General features: G+C 66.0%; 22 protein-coding genes and 1 pseudogene. 10 read left to right on the top strand and 13 right to left on the bottom strand.

Annotated features, from left to right (window positions below; all coding sequences use genetic code 11):
• Positions 1-3 precede the first annotated feature (3 nt).
• The 7 genes from BEMPMBAN_RS12370 to BEMPMBAN_RS12340 are packed head-to-tail and all read left to right on the top strand — an operon-like array spanning position 4 to position 9,138.
• Positions 4-1,239: a cytochrome P450 gene (locus BEMPMBAN_RS12370; protein WP_159230678.1), complete on the top strand. Its 1,236-nt coding sequence runs from the start codon at positions 4-6 to the stop codon at positions 1,237-1,239.
• Between the two features lie 51 nt (positions 1,240-1,290).
• Positions 1,291-2,469, top strand: coding sequence for an amidohydrolase family protein (locus BEMPMBAN_RS12365; protein ID WP_159230677.1), 1,179 nt, complete (start codon positions 1,291-1,293; stop codon positions 2,467-2,469).
• Positions 2,470-2,480: 11 nt separating this feature from the next.
• Complete coding sequence (locus BEMPMBAN_RS12360; protein WP_159230753.1) at positions 2,481-3,749, top strand: M24 family metallopeptidase; 1,269 nt, start codon at positions 2,481-2,483, stop codon at positions 3,747-3,749.
• Positions 3,739-4,872, top strand: coding sequence for a M24 family metallopeptidase (locus BEMPMBAN_RS12355; RefSeq protein ID WP_159230676.1), 1,134 nt, complete (start codon positions 3,739-3,741; stop codon positions 4,870-4,872). Before BEMPMBAN_RS12360 ends, BEMPMBAN_RS12355 begins: the two co-directional genes overlap by 11 nt.
• Positions 4,865-5,848, top strand: coding sequence for an enoyl-CoA hydratase/isomerase family protein (locus tag BEMPMBAN_RS12350; protein ID WP_159230675.1), 984 nt, complete (start codon positions 4,865-4,867; stop codon positions 5,846-5,848). Before BEMPMBAN_RS12355 ends, BEMPMBAN_RS12350 begins: the two co-directional genes overlap by 8 nt.
• Before the next feature lie 7 nt (positions 5,849-5,855).
• Positions 5,856-8,312 (top strand): CaiB/BaiF CoA-transferase family protein, encoded by a 2,457-nt coding sequence (locus BEMPMBAN_RS12345; RefSeq protein ID WP_159230674.1) that lies wholly within the window; start codon positions 5,856-5,858, stop codon positions 8,310-8,312.
• A 10-nt stretch (positions 8,313-8,322) separates the two neighbouring features.
• Positions 8,323-9,138, top strand: a complete 816-nt coding sequence (locus BEMPMBAN_RS12340; RefSeq protein WP_159230673.1) for an SDR family NAD(P)-dependent oxidoreductase — start codon at positions 8,323-8,325, stop codon at positions 9,136-9,138.
• A gap of 76 nt (positions 9,139-9,214) precedes the next feature.
• On the opposite strand, the gene BEMPMBAN_RS12335 is transcribed toward BEMPMBAN_RS12340, so the two are convergent.
• Positions 9,215-10,276 carry an NAD-dependent epimerase/dehydratase family protein gene (locus tag BEMPMBAN_RS12335; protein WP_159230672.1) on the bottom strand — a complete coding sequence of 354 codons (1,062 nt, stop codon included), beginning with the start codon at positions 10,274-10,276 and terminating at the stop codon, positions 9,215-9,217.
• Positions 10,277-10,336: 60 nt separating this feature from the next.
• Between BEMPMBAN_RS12335 and BEMPMBAN_RS12330 the strand changes: the two are divergent.
• Positions 10,337-11,135: pseudogene (locus BEMPMBAN_RS12330) on the top strand (lysophospholipid acyltransferase family protein).
• A gap of 13 nt (positions 11,136-11,148) precedes the next feature.
• Here BEMPMBAN_RS12330 and BEMPMBAN_RS32955 read toward each other — a convergent pair.
• The 5 genes from BEMPMBAN_RS32955 to BEMPMBAN_RS12305 form a co-directional block, all read right to left on the bottom strand.
• Entirely contained in the window at positions 11,149-11,400 is a 252-nt protein-coding gene (locus BEMPMBAN_RS32955; protein ID WP_159230671.1) for a hypothetical protein, read from the bottom strand.
• Between the two features lie 36 nt (positions 11,401-11,436).
• The gene (locus tag BEMPMBAN_RS12320) at positions 11,437-12,531 is read right to left on the bottom strand and encodes a phosphotransferase (RefSeq protein ID WP_159230670.1); all 1,095 of its coding nucleotides are present in this window, start codon (positions 12,529-12,531) and stop codon (positions 11,437-11,439) included.
• A 12-nt stretch (positions 12,532-12,543) separates the two neighbouring features.
• Positions 12,544-13,380, bottom strand: a complete 837-nt coding sequence (locus tag BEMPMBAN_RS12315) for a mycofactocin-coupled SDR family oxidoreductase (RefSeq protein WP_159230669.1) — start codon at positions 13,378-13,380, stop codon at positions 12,544-12,546.
• A 40-nt stretch (positions 13,381-13,420) separates the two neighbouring features.
• Positions 13,421-14,632 carry a cytochrome P450 gene (locus BEMPMBAN_RS12310; RefSeq protein ID WP_159230668.1) on the bottom strand — a complete coding sequence of 404 codons (1,212 nt, stop codon included), beginning with the start codon at positions 14,630-14,632 and terminating at the stop codon, positions 13,421-13,423.
• A 274-nt stretch (positions 14,633-14,906) separates the two neighbouring features.
• Positions 14,907-15,626 (bottom strand): TetR/AcrR family transcriptional regulator, encoded by a 720-nt coding sequence (locus tag BEMPMBAN_RS12305; RefSeq protein ID WP_159230667.1) that lies wholly within the window; start codon positions 15,624-15,626, stop codon positions 14,907-14,909.
• A gap of 199 nt (positions 15,627-15,825) precedes the next feature.
• On the opposite strand from BEMPMBAN_RS12305, the gene BEMPMBAN_RS12300 reads away from it, so the two are divergent.
• The gene (locus BEMPMBAN_RS12300; protein WP_159230666.1) at positions 15,826-16,608 is read left to right on the top strand and encodes an enoyl-CoA hydratase; all 783 of its coding nucleotides are present in this window, start codon (positions 15,826-15,828) and stop codon (positions 16,606-16,608) included.
• Positions 16,609-16,636: 28 nt separating this feature from the next.
• Here BEMPMBAN_RS12300 and BEMPMBAN_RS12295 read toward each other — a convergent pair whose 3' ends face one another.
• From BEMPMBAN_RS12295 to BEMPMBAN_RS12265, 7 genes are read right to left on the bottom strand one after another with little or no spacing between them, the layout of a single operon-like run.
• Entirely contained in the window at positions 16,637-17,407 is a 771-nt protein-coding gene (locus BEMPMBAN_RS12295; protein ID WP_159230752.1) for an acyl-CoA dehydrogenase family protein, read from the bottom strand.
• A 32-nt stretch (positions 17,408-17,439) separates the two neighbouring features.
• Positions 17,440-18,558 (bottom strand): acyl-CoA dehydrogenase family protein, encoded by a 1,119-nt coding sequence (locus BEMPMBAN_RS12290; protein ID WP_159230665.1) that lies wholly within the window; start codon positions 18,556-18,558, stop codon positions 17,440-17,442.
• Positions 18,555-19,013 carry a nuclear transport factor 2 family protein gene (locus tag BEMPMBAN_RS12285; RefSeq protein ID WP_159230664.1) on the bottom strand — a complete coding sequence of 153 codons (459 nt, stop codon included), beginning with the start codon at positions 19,011-19,013 and terminating at the stop codon, positions 18,555-18,557. The genes BEMPMBAN_RS12290 and BEMPMBAN_RS12285 overlap by 4 nt, the downstream gene beginning before the upstream one ends.
• Entirely contained in the window at positions 18,997-20,223 is a 1,227-nt protein-coding gene (locus BEMPMBAN_RS12280; protein ID WP_200845955.1) for a metal-dependent hydrolase family protein, read from the bottom strand. Before BEMPMBAN_RS12280 ends, BEMPMBAN_RS12285 begins: the two co-directional genes overlap by 17 nt.
• Positions 20,224-20,225: 2 nt before the next feature.
• Positions 20,226-20,555: a hypothetical protein gene (locus tag BEMPMBAN_RS12275; RefSeq protein WP_159230663.1), complete on the bottom strand. Its 330-nt coding sequence runs from the start codon at positions 20,553-20,555 to the stop codon at positions 20,226-20,228.
• Entirely contained in the window at positions 20,548-21,912 is a 1,365-nt protein-coding gene (locus BEMPMBAN_RS12270) for an aromatic ring-hydroxylating oxygenase subunit alpha (protein WP_159230662.1), read from the bottom strand. Before BEMPMBAN_RS12270 ends, BEMPMBAN_RS12275 begins: the two co-directional genes overlap by 8 nt.
• A 2-nt stretch (positions 21,913-21,914) precedes the next feature.
• Positions 21,915-22,457, bottom strand: coding sequence for a carboxymuconolactone decarboxylase family protein (locus BEMPMBAN_RS12265; protein ID WP_159230750.1), 543 nt, complete (start codon positions 22,455-22,457; stop codon positions 21,915-21,917).
• Positions 22,458-22,720: 263 nt separating this feature from the next.
• Here BEMPMBAN_RS12265 and BEMPMBAN_RS12260 point away from each other — a divergent pair.
• Positions 22,721-23,618 (top strand): amidohydrolase family protein (locus tag BEMPMBAN_RS12260; RefSeq protein ID WP_159230661.1); only part of this gene is annotated, 898 nt, incomplete at its 3' end.

Below are 23,618 nucleotides of genomic sequence, written 5' to 3'. Positions count from 1 at the left end.
TCCATGTCAGACACCCTTGCCGCCGAACAGGTTTCGGCCGACGTCCCCGAGTATCCGATGGAGCGGGAGGCTCGCTGCCCGTTCGCGCCGCCGCAGGCGATGCTCGAGATGGGGCAGACCGCGCCGCTGTCGAGGGTGCGGATCTGGAACGGGACCACGCCCTGGCTGATCACCGGTCATGAGGCGGCACGGACGTTGTTCGCCGACCCTCGGGTCAGTGTCGACGACCGGCGTGAGGGATTTCCGCACTGGAATGAGCACATGCTCTCCACGGTCAACAAGCGGCCGCGTTCGGTGTTCACCTCCGATGCCGAGGAACACACCCGCTTCCGCCGGATGCTGTCCAAACCGTTCACCTTCCGGCGGGTCGAAGGCCTGCGGTCGGTGATCCAGGAGGTCACCAACGAGTGCATCGACGAGATCCTCGCCGGTCCTCAGCCCACCGATATCGTCGCCAAGCTGGCGCTGCCGGTACCCACCAAGGTGATCAGCGACATGCTCGGCGTGCCCTACGAGGACCACGAGTTCTTCCAGGAGCACGCCAACGCCGGTCTGGCCCGCTACGCCGCTGCGGACGCCATGCAGAAGGGCGCGATGAGCTTGCATCAGTACCTGATCAATCTCGTCGAGGAGAAGATGGCCAAACCCGCCGAGGATGCGGTGTCCGACCTGGCCGAGCGCGTGACCGCGGGCGAAATCAGCGTCAAGGAGGCCGCACAGCTGGGCACCGGACTACTGATCGCCGGCCACGAGACCACCGCCAACATGATCGGCATCGGCGTGCTGGCCCTGCTGGAGAACCCGGAACAGGCTGCGCTGCTTCGGGACTCCGACGACCCGAAGTTCATCGCCAACGCCGCCGAGGAACTGATGCGCTACCTGTCGATCATCCAGAACGGTCAGCGACGCGTCGCGATCGAGGACATCGAGATCGCGGGGCAGACCATTCGCGCCGGCGAGGGCATCATCATCGACCTCGCGCCCGCGAACTGGGACGCCAGCGCCTATCCCGAGCCCGACAAGCTCGACTTCACCCGCGACGCCGGCCAGCAACTCGGTTTCGGCTACGGCCGCCACCAATGTGTCGGCCAGCAGCTCGCCCGCGCCGAACTGCAGATCGTCTTCCACACGCTGCTGCGCCGCATTCCCAGCATGCGCCTGGCGATCCCGTTCGACGAGGTTCCGTTCAAGCACGACCGGCTCGCCTACGGCGTCTACGAACTTCCGGTGGCCTGGTAGGACACCGCCAGATCCACAGCCCCGCATCACAGCCCGATTGGAGTTCCAAAGATGTCAACCCCAACCTCAACGTCGACGCTCTATCCGCCCGAAGGGTGGGGCGCACCCAAGAACCGCCACGGGCACGCATCAGCGGACGGCCTCACCGGGCTTCCCAAGGGCATCGAGATCTTCTCGGCCGACAACCACATCTCGGTCGCCGAGGACATCTTCTACGACCGTTTCCCCGAGGAGCTCAAGGGCGCCGCACCGCGCATCTGGTACGAGGACGGCGCCTACATGGTCGGCATGAAGGGCAAGGCCTGGACCGGCGGTGACTTCGGCCGCGTGCTGATGCAGTACGACGACCTCGCCGGCGCCGCGACGAACAACATCGAAGCTCGCATCCGGGAGCTCAAAGAGGACGGTATCGACAAAGAGCTGGCCTTCCCCAACGCGGTGCTCGCACTGTTCCACTACCCGGACAAGGCGCTGCGCGAGCGGGTCTTCCGGATCTACAACGAGCACATCGCCGACCTGCAGGAGCGCTCGAATGGACACTTCCACGGCGTCGGGTTGATCAACTGGTGGGATCCGAAGGGAACTCGAAGTACCCTCGAGGAGCTGAAGTCTCTGGGACTCAAGACGTTCCTGCTGCCGCTGAACCCCGGCAAGGATGACGAGGGCAACATCTACGACTACGGCAGCACCGACATGGACGCCGTCTGGGACGAGATCGAGGCCTCGGGCCTCCCGGTCAGCCACCACATCGGCGAGACCCCACCCAAGACGCCGTGCCAGCACAACAGCGTCGTGGTCGGCATGATGGTCAACGTCGACTCGTTCCGCGAACAGTTCGCCAAGTACGTGTTCTCCGGCATCCTCGACCGGCATCCGTCGCTGAAGATCGGCTGGTTCGAGGGCGGGATCGCCTGGGTGCCCACCGCTTTGCAGGACGCCGAACACATGCTGGCCTCCTACCGGCACATGTTCAACCACGAACTCGAGCACGACGTACGTCACTACTGGGACACCCACATGAGTGCCTCGTTCATGGTCGACCCGTTGGGCCTGCAGCTGATCGACCGCATCGGCGTCGACAACGTGATGTGGTCCTCGGACTATCCGCACAACGAGAGCACGTTCGGATACTCGGAGAAGTCGCTCGCGACTGTCGTCGACGCGGTCGGAACCGACAATGCGGTGAAGATCGTCAGCACCAACGTGCAGAATTTCCTGGGGCTTTCGTGACGAGCACAACGGTGACGACGACCGCTCGATCCGGCGTCACCCGGATCGCCCGGACCGGGTACACGTGGCTGGACATCCCCCGGGAGCCCGACTTCGCCCGGTTGCGAAGGGAAGTCGGTGTGCGCCTGCAGGCCGCCATGGCCGACCAAGGTGTGGATGCGCTGGTGCTGTTGGGTAACGGCAACGTCATGTACGCCACGGGTATCAGCTGGCCGCTGGCAGACGCAGGGTTGTCACATGTCGAGCGACCGGTAGCAGTCGTGCTGGCCGGCGACGAGCACCCGCATCTGTTCCTGCCCTTCCGCGAGGGTGCGGCCATGGAGTCGGATCTGCCCGATGATCACCTGCACGGGCCGGTCTATCTGGAGTTCGACGAAGGTGTCGCCGATTTCGCGAAGGTGCTGGCCCGCCTGATCCCGGCCGGCGCGACAGTCGCGACCGACGAGTTGACCGGGGCGATGCGGCGGGCGGGCGGGGCGCTGTTCTCCAGCGCGCCGGTGGATGCCGCCCCGGTGGTCGGCGCGGCGAAGCTGGTCAAGACCGTCGACCAGATCGCGTGCGTCCGGCGAGCGTGTCAGATCACCGAGCAGGCTGTCGGCGAGATTCAGAAGTCACTGGCACCCGGTGAACGCCAGATCGGCCTGTCGGCCGAATTCGTTCGGCGTACTTTCGAACTCGGCGCCACCACCAACATGTTCGACTCGATCTGGCAGGTCATGCCCTCGTCGAGGGCGGAGGGAACTTGGACCACCACCGGCGATCTGGCGCTGCCCCTGCTGACCACCGAGCGTGAGATCCAGCAGGGTGACGTGCTGTGGACCGATGTGTCCATCGCCTATCACGGCTACTGCTCCGATCACGGGCGCACCTGGATCGTCGGTCAAGATCCGACGCCGGCTCAGCAGAACCAGTTCAACAGGTGGAGCGAGATCGTCGACGCAGTGCTCGCGGTGACCAAAGCCGGTGCGACGTGCGGCGATCTCGGGCGCGCGGCGACCACGGCCGCCGGCGGTGAGAAGCCGTGGCTGCCGCACTTCTATTTGGGCCACGGCATCGGGACCAGCGCGGCCGAGATGCCGATGATCGGAACCGACCTCGGGCAGGACTGGGACGACGGCTTCGTCTTCCCCTCCGGCATGCTGCTGGTGCTCGAACCGCTGGTCTGGGAGGACGGCACCGGTGGCTATCGCGGCGAGGAGATCGTGGTGGTCACCGAGGACGGCTGGATGCCGCTGACCGACTATCCCTACGACCCGTACGAGGTGTCCCGTGGGAACTGAGATCGAGGCCGACGGCCGCGCGCTGCGCTTCAGCCGCCGCGAGCGTGCTCTCGCCCAGATGGAGGTCCACGACCTCGACATGCTGGTCCTCGGCAGGCAAGCCAACGTCCGCTACATCTCCGGTGCCCCGCAGCTGTGGGTGGTGGGCACCCGACCGTTCGGGCCGATCTGCGAGTTCGTGCGCGCCACCGGTGAGATACACCTCAACAGCACGTGGGACGAGGGCATCCCCGAGGAGATCCCGCACGAGAATCTGTACGGGTTCGCGTGGAACCCGATGACATTGGTCGGCATCCTGCAGAACATCAAGGGCGCCGACAGCATGCGCCGGGTCGGAACCGATGCGCTGACACCGATGTTCGCCAAGCTGCTGCCGATGGCCTTCCCGAACGCGGAGCTGATCGACGCCGAGCCGGCCATGGCTGCTGCGCGCCGGATCAAGACGCCCGAGGAAGTGCAGGCGTTGCGTCGCGCGCTGGTGGTTGCCGAGAAGGGCCTCGCCGCGGGTGCCGGCGCCCTGGGGCCGGGCACCACGGAGCAGGCGCTCTCCGGTGCCGTGCTGGAGGCCGAAGCCGCCGGTGGGGTGAGTACTCCGGCCACTCAGGATGCGGCGTGGGTGACGTCGAAGGAGCATCCGTGGCGCCGCGCCGACGGTGACGGTGTGGTGCGCGACGGTGACCTGGTGGCGTTGTCGGCCGGGGTGCTGGCCGACGGATATGTCGCCGAGGTGGCCCGCACGCTCTGTGTCGGTGAACCGACCGACGCCGTGCGCGGGCTGTGCCGGCGCCGAGACGAACTGTGGGACAGGTTGGTCGAGGCCTGCCGGCCTGGCAGGGCCACAAGCGGGTTGCTGGACGCCTACCAGCAGTCCGGAGAGCCTCTGCCTGCGATGCCGGTGGCGCACGGCCTCGGACTGGGTTTCGACCCTCCGGTGGTGTCACCGGCTCTGCGGGCCACCGCGGAAGCCGACATTCTCGAGGAGGGCATGGTGCTTGCAGTGACCGCGTACGTATGGGAACGGGGCGTCGGCGCGGTGTTCACCCGCGATGCGGTCTTGATCACCGCCGACGGCGCCGAAATCCTCTCTACCGCTCCCGCTTACGGGGAGTCCGTCCATGGCTGAGCGGCTACAGCCCCCCGGCGCAGAGCGGCCCGGCCCTGAGGAGATCATCCTCTACGACAAGGACCCGAAGACCAAGATCGCGACGATCACGTTCAACCGTCCGGAGTTCCTCAACGCGCCGACCTCGCTGGCGCGGTTGCGCTACGCCGATGTGCTGCGGGCGGCCAACACCGACAACGACGTCAAGGTCGTGATCATCCGCGGCGTCGGGGACAACCTCGGCAGCGGCGCCGATCTCCCGGAGTTCATGGAGGGCAATGACAATCCGGCCGCCCGGTTGGCCGAACTCCGGCTCGAGGATGACGGGGTGGGAGAGGTGACGTACCCGCCCAAGGGAACGTTCCGCAACGGAGCCACCATCAGCGCCTGGTACGCCAACTCGCAGGCCGGCAACCGCGCGCTGCAGGATTTCAAGAAGATCAGCATCGTCGAGGCCAAAGGCTACTGCTACGGCTGGCACTTCTATCAGTGCGCCGACGCCGATCTGGTGATCTCCTCCGATGACGCGCTGTTCGGTCACCCGTCGTTCCGCTATCACGGCTGGGGTCCACGGATGTGGACCTGGGTGCAGATGATGGGGTTGCGCAAGTTCCAGGAGATGGTCTTCACCGGGCGTCCGTTCACCGCGGCCGAGATGTACGACTGCAACTTTCTCAACAAGGTGGTGACGCGCGACCAGCTCGAGGCCGAGACCCAGAAATACGCCCTGGCGTGTGCGCGGAACCGGCCGGTGGACACCGTGTTCCAGCAGAAGATGTTCTTCGAGATCTTCAAGCAGCAGCAGGGCGAGTACATGGGCAGCCTGCTGAGCGCGTTCTTCGAATCGATGGGCAACGGCGTCGCCAACGACAGTGACGACGACCTCGACATGTTCGAGTCGATCGATTCCGGATTGTCCGCCGCCGTCAACGACAACGACAGCAAGTTCCCCCCGGAGTTCCGGCTGAGCAAGCGCAACCGGGCGAAGGAGGACTAGAGCGGCGATGTCCGAGCTGTCCCCGCCGCCACCACCGATCTCCGGTTACGTCGTCGTCGACCTCTCCAGTGACATCGCCGGTGCCTACTGCACCAAATTGCTCGCCGACGGCGGTGCCGAGGTCATCAAGGTCGAACCGGCAGAGGGTGATCCGTTACGTCACTGGTCCGCCTCGGGGGCGCAGATCGCCGACGGCACCGATGGCGCGCTGTTCAGTTACCTGGCGTGCTCCATACGCAGTGTGGTGGTGGATCCGCGGTCGGACGGCGAGTTCGTCAACGCGCTGCTCGCCGACGCGGATGCCGTGGTCTGGTCGCGGGGTTCGGCGCTGGCCGAGGACCCCGGCTTCGGTCCGCAGGCGATCCACCGCAACCACCCGCACCTGACGGTCACCGCGATCACCGCGTTCGGCCTCGACGGCCCGTGGTGTGACCGTCCCGCAACGGAGTTCACGCTGCAGGCGTGGTCGGGCGGCATCGTCGGGCTCGGCCGCGGTGCCCCGGACCGGGCGCCGGTGTACGTCGGCGGCCGGGTCGGGGAGTACCTGGCAGGTGCCTACGCCAGTGCAGCCACGCTGGCATCGCGGATGCGGGGTGGCGCCGAACTGGTGGACCTGTCGATGCTGGAGACGTCGATACTGGGGCTCACGTACTACCCGGTGAGCTATCACGAGATGCTGGGCAGGCCGTGGCGCGACGCGCGCCGGCTGACCGTGCCGGGCATCGCCCGTGCGAAGGACGGGCTGGTCGACATCGGGTGCGGCACCGCCCAACAGTGGTTCGACCTGTGCGCGATGACCGGACACCAGGAGTGGATCGACGAGGACTCGCCGCTGTCGATCACCGAGCAGGCCAACGAGAAGGCCGAGGATCTCTACGCATGGGTGGCCGATCAGACCGTCGACGAGATCAGAGACCTCGCGACCGCGTTCCGGATTCCCAATGCCCCGGTCGCCAACGGCGCCAACGTCGACTCGCTCGACCACTTCGTGGCGCGGCGCTCGTTCATCCCCAATCCGCGTGACGGGTTCACCCAACCCGGCCCCCCGTACCGGATGTCGCCCGCGACCCTGCGGCCGCCGGAACCTGCGCCGCGCCGCGGCGAGCACACCGAGCATTACCGTAACCGCCCGCGAAATATCATTCCGGGTCGCGATTCGGGCCGGCCAACAGCCCGGAATGATATTTCGCGGCGGGAGGTGCCCCCAATTCCGCGGCGGGAAGGCTTACCGCTCGAGGGCGTGCGGGTCATCGACATGACCACGTTCTGGGCGGGACCCAGCTGCACCCACCTGTTGGCCATGCTCGGGGCCGACGTCATCCACGTCGAGTCGACGCGCCACCCGGACGGCACCCGCCTGATCGCCGGCATCCCCGTCACCGAAGAGCAGTGGTGGGAGAAATCGCCGATCTTCTCCGGGCTCAACACCGACAAGCGCGGCGTGACGCTGGACCTGCAGAGCGCTGCCGGTCGCGACATTCTGGGCCGGTTGATCACCACCGCGGACGTCGTCGTCGAGAACTTCACCCCGCGGGTGCTGGAGAGCATGGGCCTGACCTACGACGCGGTCAAGGCGATCCGGCCCGACGTGGTCATGGTGCGGATGCCCGGCTTCGGCCTCGACGGGCCGTGGCGGGACAACCCGGCGTTCGCCTATGTGATCGAGGCCGCCGCCGGAATCAGTTGGCTGACCGGCTATCCCGATCTCAACCCGTTCGAGCCCTATTCGGTCGGGGATCCCAACGCAGGCATCCACGCGTTCAATGCGGTGCTGCTGGCCCTCGAGCACCGCCGCCGCACCGGCGAGGGGTCGATGGTGGAAGCCGCGATGGTCGACGCCGCCCTCAACGTCGCCGCCGAACAGGTGATCGAGCACTCCGCATACGGTGCACTGCTGCAACGCTGCGGGAATCGCGGACCCACCGCGGCGCCGCAGAACCTCTACCGCACAACCGACATCGACGAGTTCGGGCGGGCGGACAGCTGGGTGGCGGTGGCCGTGGCTGATGACACGCAATGGGTTGGCCTGCGCGAGGCGCTCGGCTGCCCCGATTGGGCGAAGTCCGACGAGCTCGCGACCGCATCCGGACGGCACGCCCACCACGATCTGATCGACCGCCACCTCACCCGGTGGTGCGAGACCCGCACCGGTGACGACGTCGTGGCGACCCTGTGGGCTCACGGTGTCCCGGTGGCCAAGGTGCTGCAACCTCACCGGCAGACCGAGATCGAGCAGCTGGCGTCCCGCGGTTTCTTCGAGCAGGTCGATCATCCGGTCAATCCCGCCACCCGGCACAGCACCATGCCGTTCCGGTTCTCCCGCGGACCCGACCGCGTGCACCGCACACCTGCCCCGCTGCTCGGCGAGCACAACCACCAGGTGCTGACCGAACTGGGCCTGAGCGAGAACGAGATCAACCGACTCGAGGCTGTCGGGGTCATCGGCACGACGCCCGCCCGCTAGCCTCACTTCCATGGCCATCGACCCGTCTGACATCCTGCTCACCGCTCGCGTCGCGGTCGTCACCGGAGGTGGCGCCGGGATCGGGCGTGGCATCGCCGAGGGCCTGGCCGCCTTCGGCGCCTCCGTGGCGATCTGGGAGCGCAACCCCGACTCGTGCGCCGCAGCGGCAGAGACCGTCGGCGGTCTGGGCGTGACCGTCGACGTGCGGGACGCCGACGCGGTGGACTCCGCGCTGCAGCGCACCGAACGCGAGCTGGGAACGGTGTCGATTCTGGTCAACAACGCGGGCGGCACGTTCAACTCGCCGCTGCTCGAGACCACCGAGAACGGCTGGGATGCGTTGTACAGAAGCAATCTTCGTCATGTGTTGCTGTGCACGCAGCGGGTGGCCCGCCGGCTGGTGGACACCCGCACCCGCGGCAGCGTCATCAACGTCACCTCGATCGAGGGTGTGCGCGCAGCCCCCGGTTACGCCGCGTACGCCGCCGCCAAGGCGGGGGTGATCAACTACACCCAGACCGCGTCGTTCGAATTGGCGCCCTACGGCATCCGCGTCAACGCGTTGGCCCCCGACCTGACGATGACCGAGGGACTGCAGAGCCTCGGCGTCGCCGACGCGGCAGATCGCGATGCGGGCATCGGGGCCGGTATCCCGATGCTTCGTGCCGGACATGTCGACGAGATGGCCTCGGCGGCGGTGTTTCTCGCTTCGGAGATGTCGAGCTACATCACCGGGCAGACGATCCACGTCGACGGCGGAACCGACGCGGCGGGTGGCTGGTACCACCATCCGCAGACGGGCGTCCCGAAGCTCGGGCCGGGCTGATCCCGCCGGAATTGCGTTCCACGCGGCGTTCACTCGGATTTCGGCACACGGAATGCAATTCCGGCGGAGTCAGGAGTCAGGTGTCCGGTGACGGATCACCGATCTTTCGCCGGATCGCACCCCACGGCTCGGCGTACTGCCCTGGCTGCTTCCAGTAGGCGCTGCGCCGCTTGAGGACGGCCCGGACCAGCGGGGCCGCCAACCGCAGCAGGTACTTCGACGGCCCGGCCTGGCGGGCTGCCTCAGTGAGCATGTCCTGCCACGAATAGTGTTGGAATGACAGCGCTTCCTGAGCCCGCGTGGTGTCCATCCAGTCGGTGACGAACCAGTCGTCGTCGCTGCCGGGATTGCCCTTGCGGCCCGGCGGTAGACCGTTCTTGAGTCCCCGAGCCGCAGCCAGTGCGGGCCCGACGTCCCCCTGGAGCATCCGGTGCGAATCGTCACCGGCGATCAGCAGGATCTCGCGTGCGACGTCGGCCGTCGTCGCCGCGGCGAAGGCGTACGCGACATCGCGCACGTCCACGGTGTGTAACCGGCCGTCGGTGGGCAGCGTGCTTTCGAAGTAGAGCGCGTCGGCAGACAGCGTCATCGCCTTGGGGTCCACGCTGAGCACCCCGCCGAGCCGCAGCACCACCCACTCCAGTGAGGAGGCCCGGACTATCGCCTCGGCTTCGGCCTTGTGCGCGCTGTACAGATCGGAGTGGCGCATCGGCATGTCCGTTGTCACCGGGCCGGTGGCTCTATGAGGGTTGCGCGCCCCGAATACCGCGTTACTGGAGGCCTGCACGAATCGCGGGGGAGTGGGCCGGGACTCGGCGATCCCGACGAGCGTCTTCGTGGCGTCGACGTTGACCCGCCGGGCCAGTGCTCGGTTCTTGTAGATACCGGGCGGGATGACTGCCGCGAGGTGGATGATCACCTCGGGATCGACTGCGGCGACCAGTCGCCCGGTCTGGTCCGCATCGGTGAGATCCGCCCACTGCGCCGTGGCTCCCGCCGGCAGTGTCTCGGACGCGGTGCGGTTGGCCGGGGTGTCCAGATCGGCGATCACGACGCGGCGACCCAGTTCGCACAGCCTCCGCACAGTCGCGGAGCCGACGAGGCCGAACCCCCCGGTGACGAGCACCGTTCCCGGCATACCCCCCCCTACCTGCGGATATGACATTCTCTTAATCAGAGAGTATCATATGCTGTCACGATGGCCGACGACCGGGCCGAGATGGCCGAGTGGGACGCCGAGTTCACCCGCAACATCACGTGCCGGGTTGGTCCGCTGATCAAACGATACTTTCGCGCGGAGGTGCGCGGCCCGGATTCGATGCCTGCTTCCGGCGGGGCGCTGCTGGTCTCGAACCACTCCGGCGGCATGCTCATGCCGGACGTGCTGGTGTTCGCCCCCGGAGTTCTACAGCGATTCGGATCCGACCGGCCGGTGGCCACACTGGGGCACTACGGCATTTTCCTCGGGCCCATGGGGGACTTTCTGCGGCGCGCGGGCGTTCATCGAGGCGAGCCGCGAGAACGCGGGAAAAGCACTGCGCTCCGGTGCCGTGGTGTTGGTGTTTCCCGGAGGCGATCACGATTCCTACCGGCCGACCCTCACCGCGATTGTCGTCGACTTCGCCGGCCGCACCGGATATGTCCGCACAGCCATCGAAGCCGGTGTGCCGATCGTGCCGATGGTGTCCATCGGCGCTCAGGAGACCCAGATCTTTCTGGCCCGGGGCGATTCGATCGCCCGCAGGCTCGGCCTCACCAAAGCGCGGCTGGAGATCCTGCCCGTCAGTGTCGGCTTCCCGTTCGGGTTGTCGGTGATCTTCCCGCCCAACATCCCGCTGCCGTCCAAGATCGTCACCCGTGTCCTGAACCCGATCGACGTCGTCGCGGAGTTCGGTGAGGATCCCGATGTCGACGAGGTCGACCTGCACGTGCGGGCGGCCATGCAGGCGGGTCTCGACGAGTTGGCAAGTCAGCGGCGTTTTCCGGTGTTGGGTTGAGCGTGATGGCCGATCAACTGGGGCTTCTGGCCACACTGTGGCGGGCTCGGCTCATCGCGCCGATGCGTCCCGATCGGTACCTGCGGATGGCCGCGGCGGTGCGTAGAGCGGGCGTGACTGCGACGGTCGGGCCCTCGTCATCGTGGTAGCCGGAGGTCTCGATCACCGCGATCTTCAGGGTGTGGGTGTGCAGGTTCGGGGTTTCGCTGCTCAACAGCATGGCGTCCATGCCGTTGAGCCGCTTAATGGTGAACCATGCAACCACTGACGACTCATGATCAAAGGGGTTTCACCGAATGTGTCAGCCGCAGACGGCGTCGAGCGCCTGCGGCGTCTGCAGATCCACGAACGCCGCTGCATATCGCTGCGCGAAGGCCAGGCAGATGTCGGCGCGCTGCCACGCATCACCGCCCGACAGCGTGGCCATCCAGATCGCCAGGCCGTGGGCCACCGAGGCGCGGTAGCCCAGCCAGATGTCCTGCGTCGTCGGCATCTCGGCTTCGGGCAATCGCAATGCGTTCCGGTACTGTTCCAGCAGGTCGCGTTCGGCTCGACGGCGGTCCTCGATGGTCAGCGCACCCTGCAGGAAGTAGCCGAGGTCCAGTGAGAAGTTCCCCCGGCGCACCATCTGCCAGTCGAGGAAGCCGACGTGCTCCCCGCCGGCGTCGGCCGGCAACACATAGGTATTGCCGATGTGCGGATCACCGTGCAGCAACGTCGGCGGCGACGGTGACGATGCGGTCAGCGTCCCTATGTAGCGCGCCCAGATGTCGACGAACAGCTCGGTTCCGCTCAGGCCGATGATCTCCGCGGGGACCGTGTCGCCGAGCCGTTCGTGCGCGATGTGCAGGGGCGCGTACTCCAGCCCTTGGAACGCCACGAACGGCTCCACCCAGTCCAGCACCGGATTCCGGGTGAGTCGGTCGCCCCAGTACTCGCTGTGCAACCGGGCCAGTCCCTCGACCCCCGCGCCAGCCTGCTCGACGGTCATCGGACGGGTGGAGTCACGCGGGTCCGCACCGCGGGACACCACGTCCTCCATGATCATCAGGAAGTCGCGGCGATCCTCGTCGATGATCGCCGCGTAGACCGCCGGATGGTCCAGTGGCAGCGTCACCGCCGACGAGAACAGCCGCGGTTCGTGGTAGAGCCCGCTGGTCAGGGCGACCAGATCGGCGTGGTCGGGATCCACCGCCTTGGCGAAGACGGTCGCAGGCCCCGTACCCGTCCTGTAGGTCAGCGCCAGACGTGCCCTGCGGTTGGTGCCGTCATCGCGTAGTGCTACCCGCACGGTGTCGACTTCGGCGCCCGGAAAATGTTGTGCGAGCGCCGAAGTCATCCAGGCCGCAGTGATCTCGTCCCAGCCCTGCGGAATCGACAGTTCCGGCGCAGTCATCTCTTGTCTCCGCTACTTCAGGCAGCTGCCGCCATCGACCGGCAGCGTCACCCCGGTGACGTAACGCGCCTCATCGGACGCCAGGAACAGCACGGCGTTCGCGATGTCCTCGGGTTCGACCCAGCCGATGGGCAGGGTGTGCATCATCTGGCCGACGACCTTCATGTCCTCGGGGCCCGGGTTCTCCAGGTCGGGCCGGAACAGCTTCATGGTGCCGTCGTTCATGAACAGCGGGGTGTTCACGTTGGTCGGGTGCACCGAGTTCACCCGGATGTTCTGGGCGCCGAGTTCGACCGCGAACGTCCGCATCAGCCCGACCACACCATGTTTCGCCGCCACGTAGTGGCCGGTGTGTGGGTAGGCTTTCAGCCCGCCCACCGAACTCGTCAGGATGATCGAACCGCCACGACCGCCGGCGAGAATGTGTGGCACGCCGGCCTTGACGCTCTTCCACACACCACCCAGGTTGATGTCGATCATGTCGGTCCAGTCTGCCTCGCTGGTCTTGTCCAGCGTCGCGCCGCCGTTGCCGATGCCGGCGTTGGCCACGATGATGTCGAGCCGGCCCATCTGCTCGACGCCGGCGTCCACGGCGGCCTTGAGCGCGTCGAAGTCGCGCACATCGACCTCGGCAGTGAAGATCCGGCGGTTGTGTCCCTTGACCAGGTCGGCCGTCTCGGCGAGATCTTCCGGCGTGGACAGCGGGATCTGCACGCTGTCCACCTGCTTGCAGATATCCACGGCGATGATGTCGGCGCCTTCTTGGGCCAGGCGCACCGCGTGCGCCCGTCCCTGTCCGCGCGCTGCGCCGGTGATGAACGCGACCTTGCCTTCTACACGTCCTGCCATGTCTGTCATTCCTTTGTGGTGGTTTGGTGAAAGGTGGTTCTCAGGAAACGAAGGTGGGCATGGATTCCCAGCCGCGAACCGCCGTGGTCTGCGACGGGACCGCATTGGGCCAATCGACCTCCCACTCCGGGAATCTCTTGAGGATCTCCTCGAGCGCAATCCGGCCTTCGAGGCGGGCAAGGGCGTTGCCCATGCAGAAGTGGGTGCCCGCGCCGAACGTCAAGTGCGAACGCAGTTCCCGGTGGACGTCGAAGACGTCGCCGTTCGGCGGGAAGCGGCGATGGTCGCGGTTGGCGGCTCCCATCAACAGCAGGATCGCGCTGCCCGCAGGCACCGCCTGCCCGTAGTACTCAGTGTCCCGCGCGACGTATCGGGCCACCTGCAGTGCTGGCGGCTCCCAGCGCAGGATCTCTTCGATCGCCCCAGGGATCAGCGCGGGGTTGTCGGCGAGTTCGCGCCGCTGGTCCGGATATTCGGCCAACGTCTTGCCGGCCCATCCGATCAGCCGGGTAGTGGTCTCTGCCCCCGCGGTGGCGACCACGGTCAGATACATCAACAGCTCGTCACGGCGCAGCCGGCGCACGGTGCCGGTCTCATCCTCGAACTCGACGTTGAGCAGATCGGTCATGATGTCGTCGGAGGGATGTTCGGTGCGGTAGTCGATGAACTCGGCGAAAACCTCACCCGTGGCCATCAAGTCGACCTGCTTGCTCTGCAGGGTGGCCTCACCGTGGTCGGTCACCCGGCGCTGGTGCTCCTCCGGGATGCCCAGGAGCATGCCGATGACCCGCATCGGCATCTGCTCGCCGAGATCGTTGACGAAGTCGAACCGGCCCGTGCCTTCCACCGGGTCCAGGCAGCGGGCGGTGAACTCGCGGATCCGCGGCTCCAGAGCGTGCACCTTGCGGGGGGTGAACATCCGCGAGAGCAGGTTGCGATGGATGTTGTGGATCGGCGGATCCTCGAAGATCAGTGTGCCGGGCGGGATCTCCATGCCGGACTTGATGATCTCCAGTAGCGCACCTCGGCCGGAGATGAAGGTCTCGTGGTCGATCAGTGCCTTGTTGACATCGTCGAATCGACTCAGCGCGTAGAAGTCGTGCTTGTCGTTGTAGTAGAGCGGCGCTTCCTCGCGGAGACGGGCGAACACCGGATAGGGGTTCATGTTGAGGTCGACACTGTAGGTGTCGTAGTACAACTCACCTACCGACGCGGCATCCTGCACGTCGGAGTTCTCGGCGCTGATCGTCACGGTGTCCTCTCGCTGGACCTGTCTTCGCAAGACAACGGGGTTGATAAGACAACGGCTTCATAAGACAACGGGCTTGGTAAGACAGCGGGCTGCAGTTTGTCTCACAACTGTGGCATCGCTGATGGGCGAGTGTCAATGGCCTACCCGTTTCGGGCAAGTAATCCTCTCCGCAGAGAAGAATAATCTTCTCCATCGGGAAAAGGGGTCGCCAGAGGGCAGCCCGGCGGCTGGCTGCGGAAATCAGATTGGAGTGGACGAAGAAGCGGCTTCTCGCCTATTGGGCGGCGAAACCGCGGGCGCAGAAGTCCCAGACCTCGTCCGCGGTGATGGGATTGGCGGTGCCGTCACCGGCGTCACCACTCGACTGGGCGACGAACATCACGGTCTGCATGGTCATCGCGGCCATGCGTTTCGGGTTGATGCCGGCGCGAAGCTCTCCGGCCTCGCTGGCTTCCTCCATCAACTCGGTGAGCAACGCAACCAGGGGAGCGTGAGCCACCTTCACCTCGGAGGGATGCGACACCAGGAGCCGCGGTGCGAAGTCGGTGAAGAGCGGTCGCCGGGCCGTCGGGTCGGGACGTGAGGATTCGAACAGGAGCTGGATCGCCACCTTCAGGCGGTCGATCGGGTCCTCCTGGCCGGAAGTGGCGGCGCGGATCTGGTCGGCAGACCGGCTCAGCGCATCTTCGAACAGGGCGAGCAGGAGCTCGTGCTTACCATCGAACTGCAGGTAGAAGCTGCGCAGCGATTGGCGCGAGCGATCGACGACCTCCTGGACGGTGAAGTCGGTGCTGCCCTTCTCGATGATGATGGCCTGGGCGGCGTCGAGGAAGCGCTGCACGCGCTGCGCGGCCCGCAGCTTGGCGGTCTTTATGGAACGCTCGACCGCGCGTTGTTTCCAGGCCGGTTCCTCGCTGGGACTCGTCACTGGCGGCTCTGTCGCAGCCCGGTTCGGGAGAACATGAGCTGACTGTACCGGAGAACGCCTTGCCATAATGGTCCACGACCCCCTCTCGGCGCACGTGTCAGAGATTGTAACTTCCTCATCGCGAGAATAGTATTCTCATTTTGGTGATAACAGAAGGCCCCAGTTATCTCACCAGGTCGGTCGGCTGCGGGCCCGCTTCATCTCCGTACGTTCGACCGCCCCGACAGCAACCTGTGTCGGCCCGCCCAGAAGCAGAGGATCCGCCGTGTACATCGACTATGACGTGACCGACAGGATCGCCACGATCACCCTCAACCGCCCCGAGGCGGCCAACGCGCAGAACCCGGAGTTGCTCGACGAGCTCGACGCGGCGTGGACCCGGGCCGCCGAGGACAACGAGGTCTCGGTGATCGTGCTGCGGGCCAACGGGAAACACTTCTCCGCCGGACACGACCTGCGGGGCGGCGGCCCGGTGCCCGACAAGATCACCCTGGAGTTCATCATCCAGCACGAGGCCAAGCGCTACCTCGAGTACACGCTCCGCTGGCGAAATGTCCCGAAGCCGTCCATCGCCGCCGTTCAGGGCCGCTGCATCTCCGGCGGGCTGCTGCTGTGCTGGCCGTGTGATCTGATCATCGCCGCCGACGACGCGCAGTTCTCCGACCCGGTGGTCCTGATGGGCATCGGCGGGGTCGAATACCACGGCCACACCTGGGAACTCGGGCCGCGCAAGGCCAAGGAGATCCTCTTCACGGGCCGTGCGATGACCGCCGAGGAGGTGCACAGCACCGGCATGGTCAACAAGGTGGTGCCACGGGACCAGCTCGACACCGAAACCAGGGCACTGGCAGAACAGATCGCCAAGATGCCGCCGTTCGCGCTGCGTCAAGCCAAGCGGGCGGTCAACCAGACGCTGGACGTGCAGGGGTTCTACGCCGCGATCCAGTCGGTGTTCGACGTTCACCAAACCGGTCACGGCAACGCACTGAGCGTCGGCGGATGGCCGGTGCTGGTGAACCTCGACGAGATGAAGGCCAATATCAAGTAGCTCAGCGCCGGTCTCGCGGGGCAGGCGGTCAGAGGGTCGCGAGGCGCGGCGCAGAGCCGCGCGCCCGCAGGCCTGCTCCTGCCCGTCGCGTGAGTTCCTTTGAACTGCCGAGCAACCCGTCGAGCACCATCGCCCGCTTCACGTGGTGGTGCAGTTCGTGCTCCGCGGTGAAGCCGATCCCGCCGAGCACCTGCTGACAGTGTTTGGCAGCGGTGAGTGCGGCTTTTCCGGCGGCGGCTTTGGCCAGCAGTGCCGTCAGATCGGGATTGTCCTCGCCGGGCAGGCTCAGCGCCGCTTCGGCGCCTTCGATGGCCACCAGCGTCTCGGCCAGTCGGTGCCGTACTGCCTGGAAAGTCGCGATGGGCCTGCCGAACTGCACCCGGTCGAGCGCATGCCGATGGGCCAGGTTCAGCATCGCGGTCGCCGAACCGACCAGCCACCAACCCACCGCGCGGCGGGCATCGGGCAACCGTGGGTGTCCGCCTTCGTCCACCCGGCGCAGCGGCAGTCCGGCCATCGCCGAACTCTCGTCGGCTGCGGCGTAGTCCCACACCACCCAGCCACCGCCTGCATACGGCAGGGCTGGGATGGCGCCGAGCTCACCGTTGGAGGTCAGAAGCACCACGTCATTGAGAATCGAAGCGTGCGAACCTGTTTCGCCGAGCAATCGGAAGACCAGCGGGATCGCCGCCTCATGCATGTCGGCCAGCATGTCGGCCCAGCCCAGCTCACCCAGCGCCGCATCCAGTTCGGCGCCGGAGGTCGACAACATCGTCTTGCGAAGACCGTCCTCGAGCATGGACAGTGATTCGGTGTCCGAGCGGTCCACGGTCACTCCTTCCCGAGATCGAGCAGGCGGCGGGCGATGATGTTGCGCTGCACTTCGGCGGTGCCGCCGTAGATGCTGGCCGCCCGTGAGTACAGGTACTCGGTGCGCCAGTCGCCGCCGTCGAGTTCGATGACGCCGGGCAACAGGTCCCGTGCGGTGTCGTACAGCCGTTGTTCGGCGCCGGCCAGCAACACCTTGTCGATCGAGGTGTCCGGCCCGAGCTTCTGACCTTCGGCCAGCCGGTGCTGCGTGGCCCGGGAGCGGCAACGCAGGGTGTGCAGCGCCAGATACACCTCGCCGAGATCGGCGTCGGCCGCCTGTCCGACGCCCTTGACGTCCTCGATCAGCGCGTCGAACCTGGAGTACAGGTAGGCGATTCGCTGCCAGAAGCAGGTCGAGCGTTCGTAAGGCAGAAGATCCATCGCCAGCCGCCAGCCGTCGCCGGGGTTGCCCAGCATGCGGCTCTCGGGGACCGCCACGTCGTCGAAGTAGACCTCGCAGAACTCGTCGACGCCGTGCATCGTGCGCAACGGCCGGACGGTGATGCCCGGGGTGTCGACGTCGACGAAGAAGGCCGTGATGGCCTCGTGGTTCGGTGTGTTCGCGTCGCCGGTGCGGGTGAGCAGGATGCATCGGTGCGAGTACTGCGCGAAGCTGGTCCACACCTTCTGGCCGTTGATGATCCACTCATCACCGCGCTTGACCGCACGTGTGGTCAGCGACGCCAGGTCGCTGCCCGACCCCGGCTCCGAGAACCCCTGACACCACTGCTCCTCACCGCTGAGCAGCCGCGGCACCATCTCGGCGGCGAGGCCGGCGGGTGCGTAGTCGATCATCGTCGGGGCGAGCACTTCGAGCATCGAGTACGGACCCGGTTCGGCGAGTCGGCGCCCGACCACCTCCTCGCCGACGACCGCGCGCAGCATGGCCGGACCGCCCAGCCCGCCCGCGTGCTCGGGCCAGCCGTAGCGCCCCCAACCGGCGTCATAGAGCGCTTTCTGCACCCGGGCGAACTGGTGCATGTGGCCCTGCAGCGAATGATCGTCGGGCGGGGTCAGATCATTTTCGTCCAGCCAGGCGACGAGATCCCCTCGGAACTCGGCGGTGGTGGGGGCGCTCATCCGGCCTCGGGCCTGCCGATCGCGTGCGGGCGACCGGAGTCGTGCTCACCACTGCGCCGGATGAACGTCATCGCGCGCGTTTTCAGCCGCCAGCCGTTCTCGGTGCGAACGTAGGTGTCCTTGTAGTAACCGATGCGCATGTCGTGCTTCGAATGCTCGATGAAGCACAAGGGTTGGGTGCCCGTAGCGGTGTCCCGGGACTCGTCGTCGAACTCCACCAGGGCGGTCCCGGTCATGAAGAGCCCTTTCGGTGCGGCATCGACGAGGACCGGAAACCGGTTGAGCGTGTAGGTGTCGCCGAAAGCGCTGTAGGTGCCATCCGGCGTGAACACCTCCACCAGTCCTTCCACGTCACCCTGGGTGATCGTGACGGCGTACTTCGCCAGCAACTGCTGGATCTCGACGAGATCCTCGGTTCTGGCCGAGGCCGGTGGCCGACTATTTGTTGGTGTCATTCTTGAAGACCTTACCGTTCTTCATTACAAAGGTGACGTTCTGTGTAACGGCGATGTCCGCGAGCGGATCGCCCGGCACCGCGATGATGTCGGCGAGGTAGCCCTCCGCGAGGCGTCCGAGGTCCGGCCTGTCGATCAGATCCGCGGCCACCACGGTCGCGGCCCGCAGCACTGCGGCGGGCGGCATGCCCCAGTCCACCAGCGTGACCAGTTCGTCGGCGTTCTTCCCGTGCGGGATGGCCGGCGCATCGGTGCCGACGGCGATCTTCACCCCGGCCTCGTAGGCCGCCTTGATCGAGGTCCGGGCCTTCGGGAACATCTCAGCGGCTTTGTCCTGCAGCACCTTCGGTGCTTTCGAGACGTCCATTGCCTCGGCCAGGCGGCGGGTCGTCACCAGGAACCGGTCGTTGTCGACCAGCATCTGGATGGCCTCGTCGTCCATCAGGAAGCCGTGCTCGATGCAGTCGATGCCGCACGCGATCGCGTGCTTGACCGCTTCGGCGCCGTGCGTGTGGGCCGCGACCTTCAGCCCGCGCCGGTGCGCCTCGTCGACGATCACCCGCAGCTCTTCGTCCGAATAGTGTTGCGCCCCGGCCTCTCCGGTCAGCGACATCACCCCGCCCGAGCAGCACACCTTGATCAGCTGGGCGCCGTGTTTGATCTGGTACCGGACCGCCTTGCGGATCTCGTCGTTGCCGTTGGCGATGCCCTCCTCGATGGTGAGCTCGAGCACGCCGGGCATGAACGCGGCGAACATCGTCGGGTCGAGGTGCCCGCCCGTCGGGGTGATCGCATGTCCGGCGGGAATGACCCGCGGCCCCTCGATCATTCCGGCGTCGATGGCCCGGGCCAGTGCGACGTCGAGCAGGTAACCGCCGGTCTTGACGAACAGGCCGAGGTTGCGCACGGTGGTGAACCCGGCGCGGAGCGTGCGCCGGGCGTTGCCGACGGCCCGCAGGACACGGGTGGGTGGATCGTCCTGAACCTGTGACAAACCCGGGTTCTCGCCGCGGCCACCCATCAGGAGGTTGACCTCCATGTCCATCAGGCCGGGCAGCAGGATGGCCTCGCCGAGGTCGACGATCTCCGCGCCCTCGGGTACGTCGCCACCGATACCGACGATCGTGTCGCCGTCGATGGTGATGATGCCGGGCCGGATTATCTGGCCAGCGTCGACGTCGACGTAACCCGCAGCTCTGAGGGTTATCACTGTCAGACCACCGGCTCCTTGATGAGCTTGATGTAAGCCGCTCCGCTGTCGAGCACCCGGGGTTGCTTCCACACCTCGATGGGGAAGCTCACCATGACGATCGATTGTCCCAGGTGCACGAGGGCCTTGGCGTCCTCGGGCATTCCCTTGAGCGGGAAGCGGGCATCGACGTAGACCATGATGTCCTCGAGGCGCGCTGTGCCGGCGTCATACAACTCCTGCATTTCTTCCATGCTCGAGTTGAGCCGCTTGGCGTACCGCTCCTCCTCGGTGGGCAGGCACCAGTCCGCGAACCGTTCCAGGTCGGCGAATTCCTCTGGCAATTTAGACATTCACCGCATCCTTCGTGTCGTTGGGGGCGGCCTGCGTCGCGGTGTGGGAGCCGTTGCCGTTCGCCAGCGAGGCCTTGTACCTGTCCACGTACTGATGGGCCGTCATGTGCAGATGGCGCAGCAGGATCTCCTGATCACACAGCGGGAAGTCGGTGACCACCCGGGTGCCGATCTGAGTCTGGGTAGCCTCCAGGGTGTTGGCATCCTGAAACGCGTACTCCTTGAACGTCACCGCGGCAAGCTCCTGGGAGAGGCGCTCACGCAGGTTCTTCGGCGGCACGAAGTAGAGGTCGGCCTCGAAGATGTGCTTGTCCACCGCAGTCGGCCAGTAGTTGTAGGTGAGGTACCAGCCCGGCGCCCAGAACAACAGCGTGAAGTTGGGGAAGAACTCGAATGAGTCGGTGCCCCAGGACTTGTGCCGCCCCGGGTTGATGGCGGGCGGCAACTCGTCCGGCAGGATGCCCTTGATGTCGGGGCGGTCCCACGGACCGAACAGACCGCTGTGCAGGATCCGCTCGATGGGCTTGACCATGTTGAGGTCCTTCGGCGGGCTCATCCCGCCCCACGACGACACCATCGAGTGATCGCCCTTGATGTCGTAGGCCAGGGCCTCGAACCCGAACTTGGCCAACTTCTCGGCCTCTTCCTTCTCCGCCTGCTTCATGTGCAGGATCGGCGCGTGGTAGAACTCGGTGAACGCGTCGATGAACAGCTTCCAGTTCGCGTTGATCTCCGAGCGGTAGCTGTAGTGCTCGGTCATCTCGTGGAACGGGTAACCCTGCAGACCCTTGCCGAAGTCGCCGAGGTACTCGTCCAGCGAGATGGCGTCGTTGTCGAAGTTGATGAAGATGAATCCTTCCCAGACCTCGCAACGCACGGACACCAGGCCGTACTGATCCTTGTCGAGGTCGAAGAACTCACCCTCTTGCTGGACGAAGGTGAGATCGCCCTCGAGGCTGTATCGCCACGCGTGGTACTTGCAGACGAACTGGCGGCAGCTGCCCGAAACCTCTTCGCCCGGATAGTCGTTCCACACCAGCTTGTTCCCGCGGTGCCGGCACAGGTTGTAGAAGGCGCGCACCACGTCCTTCTTGCCATCGGGGCCGTCCTCGACGTCCTTGACGATGATCACCGACGTACCGGGGCCCGCGCACGGCATCTCACGGGTGAAGTAGCTGCCCTTCTTGGGTAGCTGCTCCACGCGGCCGACCTTGAGCCAGGTCTTCTTGAAGATCGCCTGCTGCTCGAGCTTGAAGTGCTCCGGATCGATGGAGTCTTCGTAGTTGACCGGCGCGGTGCCGAGTTCTGGCCAGTTCTCGGTCCAGCTACCGGCCTCGGGCTTCGGGAAAAAGGCCACGTTCAATTCTCCTCTTGTGGGTCGGTGCCTGCGGGTTGGACGCCAAAGGTGTTGAGTGCCATAGCGAGCATGTGGTAGCTGCCGACGGTGAACACGAAGTCCATCGTCTGCCGGGTGTCGAGCCGACTGCCGAGCGCAGCCCAGGTCTCGTCGGATAATCCGGTGTTCTCGACGAGTTCGTCGACTGCCCTGAGCACCGTGCGATCGAAGTCGTCGTCGGCCTCGCCTTGCCGAAGCGCTGCGATGTCGTGCTCGGACAACCCGGCCTGCTTGCCGATCGCCACGTGTTCGTCCCACTCGTAGGCGCATGCGGTGAGGTGAGCGACCCGCAGCACGGCGAGCTCACGCAGCCGGGCGGGCAGTGTCGATCGCATCAGTAGGTAGAAGCTGAAGGTCAGATAGGCGCGGGTGAGGTCGGGATGATTGACGAGAGTCGAGACCGCGTTCCCGGCCCCCGCCGGATTGCGCAGCTCCTCTGGCATGCCTCGCAGCGCGCCTTTCACAGCGTCGTCCCACTGGTCGGCGGGTAGTGGAGCCAGTCGCACCGTGCGCCTCCTCTCGCTCATGAGAATCAGGTTCTCATAATTCGCCAGTAGATTTCCACTTTTCTGCCATGAGGTCAACGGCTAGCCGCGGATGTGCCGGTCAGGCAGCTGTCGCACGCCGGGTAACGCTGCTGCCTACCGGGGGCGGAGCCGTCCTCGGACGTTGATTCTCGCTCTTGGAGAAGCTAGTTTCCTAGGTAGGAGAACAACAGCCCGTGGGACCAGTGTCCAACACGCGAACCGTGTGGACGGAAGGAGTCGTCATGAACAAGGACGACATGATCCTGATCAGCGTGGACGACCACATCGTCGAGCCACCGGACATGTTCAAGAACCACCTGGCGAAGAAGTACCTGGACGAGGCCCCGCGGTTGGTGCACAACGCCGATGGGTCCGACACGTGGCAGTTCCGGGATGTGGTGATCCCGAACGTGGCGCTCAATGCGGTGGCGGGTCGGCCCAAGGAGGAGTACGGCCTGGAACCCCAGGGGCTCGACGAGATCCGGCCGGGGTGTTGGAAGGTCGATGAGCGGGTCAAGGACATGAATGCCGGCGGCATCCTCGGCTCGATGTGCTTTCCGTCCTTCCCGGGGTTCGCCGGCCGGTTGTTCGCCACCGAGGACCCCGAGTTCAGCCTGGCGTTGGTGCAGGCCTACAACGACTGGCATGTCGAGGAGTGGTGCGGGGCCTACCCGGCGCGATTCATCCCGATGACGCTGCCGGTGATCTGGGACGCCGAGGCCTGTGCGGCTGAGGTGCGCCGCAACGCCAAGCGCGGAGTGCACTCGCTGACGTTCACCGAGAACCCGGCGGCGATGGGCTACCCGTCCTTCCACGACGACTACTGGACTCCGCTGTGGGAGGCCCTGGTGGACACCGACACCGTCCTCAACGTCCACATCGGTTCCTCAGGCCGGTTGGCGATCACCGCCCCGGACGCCCCGATGGACGTGATGATCACGCTGCAGCCGATGAACATCGTGCAGGCCGCCGCGGACCTGTTGTGGTCCAATCCCATCAAGAAGTACCCCGACCTCAAGATCGCGCTGTCCGAGGGGGGCACCGGCTGGATCCCGTACTTCCTCGAGCGTGCCGACCGGACCTACGAGATGCACTCGACATGGACCGGTCAGGACTTCGGCAAGCAGAAGCCCTCAGAGG

This window comes from Mycolicibacterium austroafricanum (assembly GCF_902705885.1).
GTDB lineage: Bacteria > Actinomycetota > Actinomycetes > Mycobacteriales > Mycobacteriaceae > Mycobacterium > Mycobacterium vanbaalenii_A.
Note: the sequence above shows the minus strand (reverse complement) of the source record. Positions and strands in the feature narration are given on the sequence as shown.